Below are 14,456 nucleotides of genomic sequence, written 5' to 3' on the forward strand. Positions count from 1 at the left end.
ATGCAGCGTTTTACCAATTATTTCCTGACATGATCAGCACCTGGCTTTCTGTTCCGTATTTAATCTCGTTAAGGAAGATTTCTTTTCCTTCATCCAATGGAATCATGGAAATACCTCTGCGTTCATATTCTGATTCAAGGGTGGAAGAAACCATTCCGGCACCTTTCCATGGGCCCCAGTTGATCGAGATTACTTTTCCTTTTAATCTTTTATTTAAAGCATTTGCGTAATCATCCAGCACACTGTTGGCCGCCGCATAATCTGTCTGACCTTTGTTACCGTATACGGAAGCAATACTTGAGAACAGTACCACAAACTGACAGTCTGAACGAAGCTGTTCTGCCAATACGCGAAGTGGCTTCACCTTGGTATCAAATACACGTCCGAAAGAGCTTGTCGTCTTTTGTTTGAATAATTTATCTTCTAAAAGACCAGCTCCGTGAATTACTCCATCCAGGCGGTCGTATTTCTCATAAATACTGCTGATCAGATTGCTTAAACCTTCTTCGTCACAAAGATCTAATGATTGGTAAATGATTGTGTTTCCAAGGTTTTCCATATCACGGATGGTACGAAGAATCTGATTGTTTTTGAAAATCTTCGTTGTTTCTTTTTCTATTTCTGCAGGAGAAGTGAATTGACCAGACTTGATCAGGAAACCTCTGATTTCTTCTTTGGTTTTCATTCCCTCAAAGTCTTTCGCAGAAAGTTCATTTCTTGGATCAGCAGATCTTCCTACCAGAATATAAGTACAAGGGTAGGCCTGAGACATATGTTTTACCAATTCAGCAGTGATTCCCTGTGCGCCTCCAAGTACCAGTACCACAGATTTTTGATCTAGCTGGATGTGGGCTTCATTTAAACTTGTTGACAACGGAGAAGGAATGATGTCTACTTTGTGTCTCTGATCATTTTTATAAATAACTTCAGCAGGTTTATCGTTGGTAAGAATCTCTTTTAAAGTAATTTCAGCAATCTGATCTACTTCCTGAGGGGTACTCAGGCTGATTAATCTACAAGTTGTAGTATCAAATTCTCTTGCTAAACTTTTGAAAAGTCCCGGATATCCCTGATGGTGACGTAATATAGTTGTGTCTGTAATTTCCTGAAGGTGTGCTGGAATATCTGAAATAAGATATACCCATTTTGCTTTATCAAAATCCAGTTTTTTAATCAGATCTACGTGATCAATAATGCTTGGTTTATCAACTGCTGAGAATAAATCCAGCATAATTAATCCGTCAATATGGGAAAGATCTTTGTCTGTATCTACTAATTCTACGATGACACCATGTTTTTCCAATGCATCTTTGATTGCTGAGGTTTGTTGGCTGTCATCTTGTGTGATGGCAAAGCGTTTTCCCCGCAATACTTCTGTATTTTGTATTTTAGAAGAATCTGTTGGAGTGATGTCAAAACGAAGACGAGACAATACGTTTTGAGTAGGTTCTGCCGTGTTGGTTTCTTTTACTTGCTGAGCAGTTTCATTGGTTTCACCATTCATTTCACTGATCCAGCTTGCCAGACCGCGAAGTGTTTTAATGGCAGCCAGTTTTTCCATGACATCATCAGCCTGTTCAAGGTTTTGACCAAATCCGATCTTAGTTTTAAGATCACCGATGATTTCCATACGTTTGATGGAATCTATACTTAAATCCGCTTCCAAATCAAGATCAAGGCCTAGCATTTCTTTTGGATATCCTGTTTTTTCACTTACGATATTCAAAATGGCATTTTGAAGGTCTTCAAGAGAGAATGCCGGTTGAGCTTGTGATTTTGAAACTGCAGGCTCAGTAGCTGATCCATTTTTTTCAGGCGTAGGAGTTGTTTCAGCTCCCGAAAATTCAGTAAGCCATGAAACTAATCCACTTAAAGTTTTTATTCCTGCAAGTTGCTCCATAACGGTATCTTCATTAGCATTTCCGTTACCCAGAGTTCCCAATTCGTTACGAAGTGTTCCGATGATTTCAACCCTTTTAATAGAGTCTATACTTAAATCTGCTTCAAGATCCATTTCCATACCCAGCATTTCCTGAGGATATCCTGTTTTGTCACTTACCACCTGTAGTAATAAAGACTTGATATCTCTTGAAGGAGTTTGTTTTACAGCAGCTACAGCTAAAGGTCTTTCCTGCTGAACAGGTTGAACCGGAATGGTAGATATAGGCTGGTGTGCAGCAACAGGTGCTGGTGAGTGGTATACAGGAGCAGGGAATGCCTGAGGATTCTGTCCCATAAAGGAAAGCATCACGTCACGCTGTGCCTGTATCATTAATTTCATGCTGTTCAAATATTCCTGCAACATGCGTTCAGCAGTAGACTGAGCTTCCGTTGTGGGTGCCTGTGGGTTATTCGTAAAGTTGTTCATGGGAATTGGGTTTATAAGTGGTAAAGCACCATTAGATGGTAGGTTACCAGTAGTTGGGTGGGCAGTTTGCCCGTTAACACGCCAGATAGCAGGGCTTTTCTTGTAAAGCTCCGGCTGATTAAGATCAACGATCGTAACGCTTCTGCCGTCAAAAAGTTTATCAATATTAAAGCTTCGGCCTGTTCCTAAATATTGAGCCAGCATGCAAAGCAGGTGACTGAATTTATTACGGCTGTTGTCTTCAACGTATAAGGTCAACTGATCTTTTTCCAGACATGATTTGGTCAATCCGGTAAGTACTTTTCCTGGTCCTACTTCGATGAATATTCTTGCTCCGTCGTTATACATTGCCTGAAGCTGTTCTACAAATCTTACAGGCTGTACCAGATGATCAGTAAGTCTTTCTTTTATTTCTGATGGATTTGCCGGATATACTTCTGCTGTAGTATTAGACCAAACAGGGATCTGCATTTCCTGGAAAGGAACATCCTTTAATACTTCCGCATACAAACCTTTTGATTTTGCCAATAATGGGCTGTGGAATGCACATGCAACCTCCAGTTTTTTAGCAGAAATACCTTCCTGTTTAAGCACTTCCAATAATTTATTAATAGCTTCTGTACTTCCAGCGATTACAAATTGAGTAGGTGCATTGAAGTTCACAGGATAACATCCTTCTACTTTTGCAATAATTGGCTGTAAACGTTCCGGAGTAGCACTTGCTGCCAGCATGGAACCTGGATCTCCGCCCTCTACTGAATCTAAAATAGACTGTGCTCTCTTAACACTTAAGTCAACCAGTTTATCTTCTCCAAATACTCCTGCAAAGCATAAAGCCGGTATTTCACCATAACTGTGGCCTGCCAGCATATCAGGAATAATTCCCAATGATTCTAAGAACTTAGCCAATGCAAGGTCTACAATTCCTAAAAGGGGTTGTGCTAAACGGGTATCTTTAATAGTTTCTTTTTGTTGCTTTAAATCAGCTTCATTAAAGGTTTTAGATGGGAAAACCACTTTTTCAAGTTCAGGATACTCATCAATAATCTTACGCATTGCCGGGAAAACGACAAATAAGTCACGAGCCATATTGATTCTCTGGCTGCCTTGTCCAGGGAATGTGAAAGCTACTTTACCTTCTTTTTTGTTAACCGTAAAGGTGTCTTTTGTCTCAATCCCTAGCAGTACCAATTCAAGCTTCATCATCAGGTCTTCAGCGGTATCTGCAACAATACTGAACTGGATTGGTTTTTCTGAGCTGATGCTTAAACTGTAAGCGATATCTTTTAATGGAATACCATCATTAATTTCTAATAAAACCTTAACCTGAGCAGACTGTCCTTTGGCTTCTTCATAGGTGTCTCCACGGAAAACAAATAATTCTGAAGGCCACGACTGCATTGCGATTGAATTATCCTGCTTAGGATGGTTGGCAATAACCGTATGGAAATTCGTTCCTCCAAATCCAAAAGCACTGATTCCTGCATAACGGTTTTTCTCGCCCCACAATCCACTTTCTGCATGGAATGCAAATGGACTGGTTTCTGCATTATAATAAGTATTAGGCTGCTGAAGATGAAGGGTAGGTGGTTTTACACCGTGATATACAGCAAGTGAAGCTTTGATTAATCCAGCTAACCCTGCCGCACACTTGGTATGCCCGATCTGTGTTTTCACAGAACCTAAATGGGTCTGCCCCGGTAAAGCTCCTGAACGGCTGAATAAATTGGTCAATGCACTTAATTCGGTTTTGTCACCTACTACTGTTCCTGTACCATGAGCTTCTACAAGACCTACGGAAGCGGGACTGATCCCAGCTTGGGAATACGCACGCTCTAAAGCTCTAACCTGACCTATTTTTCTAGGAGCTGTTAATCCTAATGCTTTACCGTCACTGGATCCCCCAACTCCTTTTATTACTGAATAAATTCTGTCACCATCACGGATAGCATCTTCGTATCTTTTTAAAACAAGGATCGCGATACCTTCTCCAAGGGCAATACCGTCTGCATCCCCATCGAATGTAGCACATCTTCCTTTTCTGGATAGGGCATGTGTGCTGGAGAACATCAGATAATCATTGATTCCATTGTGTAAATCGGCCCCACCTGCAAGTACCATATCAGATTTTCCTAATACAAGTTCCTGGCAAGCCAGATCAATAGCAGCCAAAGAGGAAGCACAAGCTGCATCTACGGTAAAGTTTCTACCCCCAAGATCCAGTCGGTTTGTAATTCTACCTGCGATTACATTCGCCAGAATACCCGGGAAAGAATCTTCAGTTGTATGTGGGAAGGCTTCTTTTACTTCTTCATGAAGTTCTCCGAAAACCTGCTTATAATATCCTCTGAAACTATAGCTGTTGGCAAGGTCATTACCTCCTTCAGCTCCTATAATGACAGAAATGTTGTCTCTGTTGATATGTTTTTCACCATATCCTGCATCTTCCATCGCACGCTTAGCTACCAATAAGGTTAACAATTGCGTAGGTTCAATAGCGGCAAGCGATTGTGGCGGAATACCAAATGCAAGCGGATCGAAATCAATTTTTGGAATGAATCCTCCCCATTTTGAATGAGATACATCCGATTCGTTGGAATCTGGTTTATAATAAAGGTCTTTGTTCCATCTCTCATCAGGGACTTCGGTAACACTGTCTTTTCCTAAAATAATATTTCTCCAGTATTCATCAAGGTTTTTAGCACCTGGGAAGATACACTCCATCCCTACGATAGCGATGTCCAAAGGCTTTTCTGTAGAAACAGGTTCTTCCGATAATGCAGCGCTCTGAATATATTCATAATTGTCTACTACACTTTGATGTAGAGCTGCCAATGAGATGACACGGTTATGCATCGTGGCAACCTGACCAATCATGTACATTCCTAAGTCTAATTGGTCATCTTTAGGAATATTGACCAGTTTATCACCCTGGCGTTCTATGCCTTTAGCGGCAATACGTAAACGGCCTACATTTAATTTTTCAAGCTGTTCCCATACTTGTTTTTTGTCCATTCCGGCAGCTAGAAGTTTTGCTTTTTCCATATTGAAATGGTTGGCAAATGCTGTATTTAAGCAACGGGTTTCATGTCCCGGAGCTGTTTCCAGTAAAACGGTATCTTTAGCCTGCATGGCCTGAGACTGGAATTCTTCCTGAATAGCCCCGGTTTCTACTGCTTCATGGGTATACAGATAAGCCGTACCCATCAATACTCCTATTTTCACTCCTCTTGCAGCCAATGGCGCTGCCATGATGGAAACAAATGCGGTTGAAAATGCATTATGAATTCCTCCTGCAAAAAAGACACTGATGTTTTCAGGGTGGTCTTCTTTTAAAATACGTTCAATTTGCTTTTCCCAAAGAACTGTACTTGAAAGAGGGCCTACGTGACCTCCACACTCGCGTCCTTCAAAAATGAAGTTTTTAGCGCCTTCTTTCAAGAAAATATCCAGAAGGGCAGGGGAAGGAACATGTAAGAATGATTTTATTCCGGCTTTTTCGAATACTTTGGCCTGAGCGGGTCTTCCTCCGGCAATCAAAACTACAGGAGGTTTCGCTTCTAATATATAAGAAGTCTGTTCTTCTCTTAATTCCTGTGGAGCAAATCCAAGAATACCAACACCCCATGTTTTTTCACCGGCCAGTTTCTTGGTATCCATCACCAAAGATTTTGCAGATTCTCCTTTCAATAAGGATAAGGCAACAAATGGTAAAGCTCCGGCATCTGCTACTGCATTGGCAAATGAAGGAACATCACTTACACGGGTCATTGGACCTTGAGCGATAGGGTAGTTCAGACCCAGTTCCTGTGCTAAAGAATTATTTTTATCAATTACTTTCAGTGCTTTTGCCTGCTTCAGATGTCCATACATGGCTTCTTTGAAACCGAAAATCAGTTTTTTCAGTGTTTTGAAGTCTTCATACAGGTCTGTGGCCAATGAAATGTCTTGTCCCATAGGAATATAACATGTGCTAAGGTCAAGGCCTGTAAAATATTGTTTCAGATCTTCGGCGGTTGCATTTTCGGGTAAAGCCGGTGAATTGGGTCTTACCAATACACGATGGTTCGCAATCACCTTAGTTTCTGTACCATTCAGTTTTGAGCATACATCTTTCAGATCCTGTGGAACTGAACTTTCAGGGAATAAAGCTAACTGGCTGTCCAGTACAATTCCTGTTGCTCCCAAAGCCTTTGATGCTGCAGCGGTATGGAGACCTATTCCTCCCTGTACCCACACCGGAATGCTTTGTATTTCTTTGATCACACGCTGGAATAATACAAACGTGGATTCATAGCCTACTAATCCTCCTGCTTCATTTCCTTTGATAATGATTCCTTCTGCTCCCGACTGTTCAGCTTGTCTGGCTTCTTCCAGACTACTTACCTGATATATTGCAGGCAGGCTGGAGGGTTTAGACATTCCAAACGGAAGGATCGCAAATCTTACTTTTTCAGAAATTTGAAGAGAGGCGAAATTGTCATTAGAAAAATAGATACCATAGGATGGTACGTTTATCTGGTCAAGTTGATGTAACGCTTCCTGTGCAGTTGTTATCTCATTTCCTAAACTCAAAACGGGAAATGCACCCGCTTGATGCAGTTTAGATATAAGGTTAACGTCTGGTTTTTCAAAAGGCGTCAGTCCAATAATGGGTAAGTTTTTCATGGCGTGATAATTATTGAATGATAGCGAGAGATTCATAACAAAAAACGGTATGCCTTTCGGTAATAAGGCAATTGCTTTTTTTTGTTATGATATAATAAAATTGGTTTTTGTTAAATCGGTAACGGGTTGAATCGTTTTTTGATAATTATTCAATAATCTATTACTTATCAATAGATTGTCTGATAGTAGGGTGATCTCCGGTTTTTCAAAAGGCATTAGCCTGATTTTAGTCAAGTTTTTCATAGCATTTACGGTGTAGAAATGATTAATGATATCTCATAACAAAACATCAATATCATCGGTATAAATAATGATATCCCGTTATGAGGAAATAAAAATAATAAAATTATAATATATCTTCAATCATAAATGTTATTTGATAATGATTTTTTAATAGAAAAATATCAATTGTTCAAATGCTATTAAAGTATATTTATTATTTTCTTATTCTTAGAAACGTGACGATACAATCTTAGTAATTTTAATTATAAATAGTTATAGTTAAAAAAATGTTAAGCAAATATAGTAATAAAAAATAAAATATTTCAAAAAAGGGAGATTTGTTTTCGGGTATATTACAAAAAGATAATATACCATGAATAAGGTTTGAAAATGAAAGAATGCCTTTATCAATCTGATAAAACGGATAAGCGAATTTATGTAAAATTAATCAATATATTGTGATTTAATCTGAATTATTTGTGAATTTTATCTATCTTTTTGATAAATAAACAGATAGGAATTTTAACAAATAATTAAATTATCTTTCCGAAATTCATAAAAAAACAGTAAGTACTTGATATACTTACTGTTTTTGAATGTGTTAATCGTTAAGGATTTTTCTGATTAATAATCCTTAGAGGATTGTTTTGGATCAATTATAGACCAATATTATTTATTTGGTGTCAATGAATGGACTGTTAAAATTTAAAAAATACTTAATCCGTATTGTTTTGCCAGGTCTAAGATCATGTGGTATCCTGCCAGTGAATTTCCATGCTGATCCAGAGCGGGGCTGAAAACTCCAATTCCCATTTTCCCAGGAACACTTACGGTAATTCCGCCTCCTACACCGGATTTGCTGGGTAAGCCCACCGTTCTGGAGTATTCTCCACTGAACTCATACATTCCGGCTGTCAGCATTTGTGATTCTACCAGTTTTGCCATGTCAGCATTTTTATAAGTGGAGTCTCCATCAAATCTTACGCATTGGTTAGCGAAGAAATATCCTATTTTGGCAAGGTCTTCTGCTGTAAGCTCAATAGAGCATTGTTTGAAATAGTTGTCAAGCTGGTCTTCATTTCCTGAAATCAGTCCGCTGTTCTTCATAATATAAAACATACCACGGTTACGGTGTCCTGTGGATTTTTCAGATTCGTAAACGGATTTGTTATAATCAATTGTCTGGTTTTTGGTAATATATCTTACCATATCCAGTATTTTAAGGAATGGTTTTTCCCCGTCTCCTGAAATGAGCGAAGTCGTAAGAATTGCTCCGGCATTCATCATTGGATTAAGCGGTTTTCCTGTAGTTTCAAGGTTTGAGAAATGGTTGAAAGGCTTATCGGAACCAAAATATCCCATTTTGTCGAAAATATTAGATTCTCCTTTTTCATTTACAGCAACCATTAATGATATGATTTTAGAGATACTCTGCATAGTAAACTTTTTACTAACATCTCCTGTGTTGAATACTTTACCGCTTTTGTCTACGACTGAAAAAGCAATGGCTTTAGCGTCCATTTTTCCTAGTTCAGGAATGTAGTCTGCCACTTTACCTTGTGTATAATAAGCTCTGTTTTTTTCCAGAATAGTATTTAGTGTTTTCTCAGAAATTGTTGAGATATCTACTGTTTTCTGAGCGTAAACAGTTGTGTTCAAGGCTAAAAAAGCCACAGTACAGATTCCTTTTGCGGAGGATAAAAAGCTGTTGTTTTTCATAGGAAGGTCTTCAATTAAAATATTATGATATACCTGAGGAAACAAAGATAAAATATTTTTGGTATTGTCTGTAACTCTCTTTTTTTTGTATTCATGAGTGTTTATAGGTGATTTCTGCATAAAATGAGGTAATTTATATAAAACAGATAGGCAAAGGGATTCAAGAGATAAAAAATATTTTAAAAAGAAGAAGGTTTCGCTTAATTTCTTTTCTTTTTTTAATTGTATTTTATTTGTTGTTATTTTTAATTTATTATTTGTTTTCAATGAATAAAATTCATTATTAGTGTTTTTAATACCTGTTTTGGTTTTTAATATTGTTTAAAATGTGGTATTTTATTTATTTAAAATAGATGTAAAGCTTTAAATTACTGAGAAAACCGAACTTTTTTAGATAACTGATATGTAGGTGAAATAACATATAAGCATGGATTTGTCTATATTGCTGGTATTCAATTGTGAAATTGTGTTATTTTTTCACTATTAAATGATTTTTGTATTAATTTTTTTGTTAATTTGACAAAAATTAATAACACTTTTTTAATAACTATGAAAAACAACACCTATTTTGGTAGGCAGCACGTCTTCAGATGGCTCCTGCTATGTTGGCTTTTGGTACCTTGGGTACTACAAGCGCAAGCTCGAATTACATGGACCGAAGAGGTCGGATGCCAGGAATTCCGCGGCGAAAAAGAAGGTCAGGTTCCTGACAACGGAATCGCCAGTTCTTACATCAATTCCGCCCAGTGCCTCCGCGTCTGCGAGAAATCACTAAACCCTGTAAAATATCTGGTTCAGGGATCCAACGTTTCTAACGTACAATGGTCAGTCTCAGGAGGAACTGCTACCATTTCAGGAGCCGGAAATACTCTAGCGTATGTTACGTGGGGTGCCGCCGGTAATGGATCTTTACAGGCTGTTATCACTTACAACGACGGAACTGTGGAAACACAGACCATTTGTATTGAAAAAATCAACAGACCAATTGCTAAATTTGAATTACTGAATCTGGATTATACCGTATGTAACAATACAACGGTGTATTTTGATAACCTTTCCGAACAAAACGGAGGGTCAGATATTGTGAATTATTTCTGGCAATTCGGAGATGGAACTACTTCTACTTCCACCGCTTTTGAGCCGTCTCATGTCTATACTAATCCTGGTACTTATACTATTCAGCTTACTGTAACCAATAAGTGCGGATGCCAGAGTAAGTTTAAAAAAGAGATCAAGGTAGTGAAATCTTACCCTGTACAGATTAACTGTGCTTCTGTAGTATGCGAAGGAAGTACAGAGAAATACAATGCAGAGGATGGATGTAACAAAGGACAATGGAAAGTTATTGGAGGAAATATTGTAAGCAATAACGGAAACGAAATTGAAGTAGTTTGGGATCAGGTAGATCCTATGGATGGTTTCGGATACGTAATGTACATGTCTGAATGTGCTTGTCCTGAATGGACTACTATTAAAATCCCTGTGATTTTAAAGAAGGCAAAAGTGAAAGGACAGGAGAAAGTATGTGCTGGTAAACAGTATACTTATTCTATTCCTCAATGGCCTACAACCAAAGTTAATTGGAATGTATCAGGCCCTGCAGGAGGTCAGTTGGTTAATACCCAACAGAGAAATGAAATTGTTTTCTCGGCAACTCAGCCTGGAATTTATCACCTTGAGGCAACTTACTTCAATACTTTATTGTCATGCGAAGGAAATGCCAGTATTGATATCGAAGTAGAACAGCCGGTAACGATAAGCGGTGGTGCAGATGAGATCTGTGCAGGAACAAGCCAGACATTTACAGCTACTCCTAATGTACCTGTTATCTGGAAAGTAACTACAGGAGGATCTACTGTAACATCGGGATTGGTATCTGGACCATTTACTTATCCTTTTACAACAGCAGGTACTTATACTATTGTTGCTGTGAAGCAAGGAGGAGGTTGTGAAAGTAATCCAAGAATTATTAAGGTATTACCGATTCCACAGCCGCCTACAGGAACTATTTCAGGAGAGACGAAGGTATGTCCTGGAAAACCTTATGTATATACCATCAGCTCTGTAGATGCAGGGATGGTGCCAGTTTGGAGTGTTACCAACGGAACAATCCAGGGGAGTAACGCAGGATCTTCTGTAACGGTTATATTTAATGCTGGTGCTTCGTCATATTCAGTGTCTGCACAGAATAAATCTATGAGTAATGCAGGTTGTCTTTCAGCTCCAATTTCGTTCAATGTAGTGGCATTGGATCTTAATACGATTACGGTTAATCCTAATCCGGGTGGACCTTTCTGTCCGAGCAGCACTCAGACTTTTACTGCCAATCTGAACGGTATTGTTCCGGACTTTATGGAATGGACATTTGGAAGTGCAAACTTCGGAAGTGTTGTAGGAGGACAGGGTACTAATAATATTACTGTAAACTTCAACGAAATTTCTTCAACAAGCAGCACTACGCTGAACTTAAGAGTTGTAAAATGTGGAGTAACAAAAATTATCAGTGTTCCGGTATCTTTATTACCGCTTCCTGTGGTGAGCTTCACAAATGTTGGAGGACTTTGTTTAGGCTCCAACCTTACATTCACTGTAAATCAGGGAATCATCACTTCAGCAACGAGTGTAACTTTCACTTTTGCTAATGGAACGACATATACTACAGCTTATAACCCGGCAGGAAATTATAGCTTCCCGAATAACGGATATATCCAGAACGGTTCAGGAAGTAATATTTCTCAAACGGTGACAGTAACTTATACAGGAACTAACGGATGTAACTATAAGCCTACTGCAAGTGCTAACTTTACTATATATCCAGAAACTATCATTACGGTTTCTCCGGTATATAATATCCTGGTATGTGATCCTACAACAATGACACCGTATACGCTTACGGCTAATAGTTCTACAGGACTTACCAATATTACTTCTTGGCAATGGTTCAAAAACAATGCACCAATATCAGGTGCTACAACCAACTCTTATACCATAGGAGGTGCAGGTGCTTTTGGTACCTATAGAGTACGTGCTGTAGATGTTAATGGTTGTGTGGTTTATTCGCAAAACATTAATGTGAGCCAGCTTTGCCCAAGCAGCGGAACTTGTACTGCAAATCCTCAGATCAATTTTACAGCTACATGGTCAGGTTGTAATACGATTTCTACTTCAGGGTTAACATATAGCGGAACTCCTGATCAGATCGAATGGTCATCAGACAGTGTACTTACTTTAACCTCCCCTCAGGGGCAGCCTACAGCAACATATCAAACTACTCTTGCGGGAGCACATATTGTTTTTGTACGTTTAAGATATGGATCATGCTGGTATAGCAAAGCCGTTGAAGTAAGAAAGAACTACGAACCTAAATTCAGCGTAAGCACAGTATGTAGCGGAGGCGGATATAATGTGACTCTTTTCAATAGTTCTACTATTTTTGAGATCAATCAGTCATCTATTACCTATACATTCACTAGTCCGGGTCAGCCAACCCAAACAGGACAGTCGGCTACTTACAACAATCTTGCACCTGGTACTTATACCTTCACCATGACAATGTCTGCACCAGGAAAACCATCGTGTACAACTACGCAAACTGTTACATTAGCTCCGGTTCCTAGTACCAACTTCATGGTTCCGGCATGGATCTGTGTACGTGAGCCTATTACATTCACTGCAGCGGGATACAACTCAGCTAATACATACACCTGGCTTTTTGATGGTACAGCATATGTGGCTTCAGGAGCAGGTGCAACAGTTACCTATAATACAAGTGGTGCAAAGACAGTGCAGCTAAAAATCACTACCCCTAACGGATGTGTGTATACTTCACCAGTTGCTAATATTAGCGTGAAAGAAGCCTTCATTGATGGTAATATTTCACCTATTAATGTGGTTACTTGTGCAGGATCTGTTCCTACACTTGTGTTTAATGGTTCGGTAGGAACTGCCAGCCAGTATATCTGGATGAATGGTTCTCAGCCAGTGCCGGGAGCGCCAAATTCAATAACATTCACACCGACTCAGTCAGGAACTTACTGGCCGGTATTGGTATCGCCTGATGGTTGTAAAACAAGCATCATGAGTACTAAAGCTGCAACAGTGACTGTTAAAAATGCTCCATATGTAAATATTTCAGGTAAAGCTAATATCTGTGCAGGATCTTCTACAATACTTACTGGTCTTGTAACCGATAATACATTGGAATATCAATGGAAGAAAAATGGTTCTCCAGCATCACCTGCATGGATGTCTGGTCCTTATCCGATTACTTTAAATACGGGATCATTAACTGCAGGTACCTATGTATTTACTCTTGAAGTAAGAACTCCAGGTGCATCAGGATGTGTGAGTTCTAAAAACTTTACCCTTACAGTAAGCAATCCGCCATCACCGGTTACGGTAGCTTACAGCCTGGTGAGCTGCCAGCCTTATAGAATTCAGCTAACTGCGTCAGGACCAGCTGCGGGAGATTATAACTGGAGCAATGGAATGTCAGGACAGTCAATCACTGTGAATGAAGGTGGTGTATTCCAGGTTACTTATACTGCGCCAAGCGGATGTAAAGTATCTAATTCTGTAGAAGTACCATTAAGTCTTGAAAGCTTGATGTGGGTATTCCCTACAGGATGTTATGATGAATGTCTTAGAGAGAATAATTATATCATAGGACCAAAAGGAGTATTTGATCACCATGATTGGATGTTGTTTGGAAACAGTATTCAGAGCGGGAATAATAATTTCATCTTCCCATTATATATTGGAAATGCAGGTACCTACCAATTACAGGTTAATCATTTAGGATGCCAGTATACATCAGGAACCATGAATTACTATCCAGGTAAAGAATGTGGATATGAAACAGATTGTAAGATTAAAGGAGAAATTAAAGGAATGAAATGGGTTGGAGATCATTACGCCGTTTATGGTGCGATTTACAACACAGGAGGCCAGCCGATAAGTCTTAACGTTTCAAGTGTTAATGGATACGGAGTTTATATTCCATCTATTATTACAATTCCGGCTGGAGGAATGTATGATATGAATGCAAATCCATTGGCATTCTATCCAAATCCAAACTTCCAGGGTACTGATGAGATTTTATTCTATAATGAAACTTGTAAGTTTAGTACCAAAGCGGTAGATCCGGACTGGATGGGTATGAGAAGTGCATCAAGAAGCGTTACAGCTACTGCAGTTTCTTCTCTGAAAATGATACCGAATCCTGCGAAGGAGAAAGTGAAAATCTCGTATAATACGGGCGATGAAAAATTACTAGCAAAACAGATTACAGTTTTTGATGCCATGGGCAATGTCAAATTCCGTAAAGAAGTGAAAGCGGCTTCCGGAGAGGTAGACGTGGAAGTTTCCAGCTGGCTGCAAGGTGTTTATATCGTTATTGTACAAACGGGAGACACATCATTACAAGGAAAACTAATTAAAAATTAGTGACTTATAAATCAGTGTTCTCTTCGGAGAGCAC

3 protein-coding genes are annotated in these 14,456 nt (G+C 39.0%); 1 reads left to right on the top strand and 2 read right to left on the bottom strand.

Going from position 1 to position 14,456, the window contains the following annotated elements:
* Window positions 1–10 precede the first annotated feature (10 nt).
* Window positions 11–7,036 (bottom strand): SDR family NAD(P)-dependent oxidoreductase, encoded by a 7,026-nt coding sequence (locus ACM6F9_RS06180; protein ID WP_414844876.1) that lies wholly within the window; start codon window positions 7,034–7,036, stop codon window positions 11–13.
* 927 nt (window positions 7,037–7,963) lie between these two features.
* A complete protein-coding gene (gene glsA / locus ACM6F9_RS06185; protein WP_414845106.1) occupies window positions 7,964–8,977 on the bottom strand; it encodes a glutaminase A in 1,014 nt (337 codons plus the stop codon).
* A gap of 549 nt (window positions 8,978–9,526) precedes the next feature.
* On the opposite strand from glsA, the gene ACM6F9_RS06190 reads away from it, so the two are divergent.
* Window positions 9,527–14,422, top strand: a complete 4,896-nt coding sequence (locus ACM6F9_RS06190; RefSeq protein ID WP_414844877.1) for a PKD domain-containing protein — start codon at window positions 9,527–9,529, stop codon at window positions 14,420–14,422.
* The last annotated feature ends 34 nt before the right edge of the window (window positions 14,423–14,456 follow it).

The organism is Chryseobacterium sp. IT-36CA2 (assembly GCF_949767875.1).
GTDB lineage: Bacteria > Bacteroidota > Bacteroidia > Flavobacteriales > Weeksellaceae > Chryseobacterium.

Excerpts from the sequence above, each read along its gene's own strand:
- glsA (WP_414845106.1), bottom strand. The coding sequence starts at position 8,977 with ATGAAAAACAACAGCTTTTTATCCTCCGCAAAAGGAATCTGTACTGTG.
- ACM6F9_RS06180 (WP_414844876.1), bottom strand. The coding sequence starts at position 7,036 with ATGAAAAACTTACCCATTATTGGACTGACGCCTTTTGAAAAACCAGAC.
- ACM6F9_RS06190 (WP_414844877.1), top strand. The coding sequence starts at position 9,527 with ATGAAAAACAACACCTATTTTGGTAGGCAGCACGTCTTCAGATGGCTC.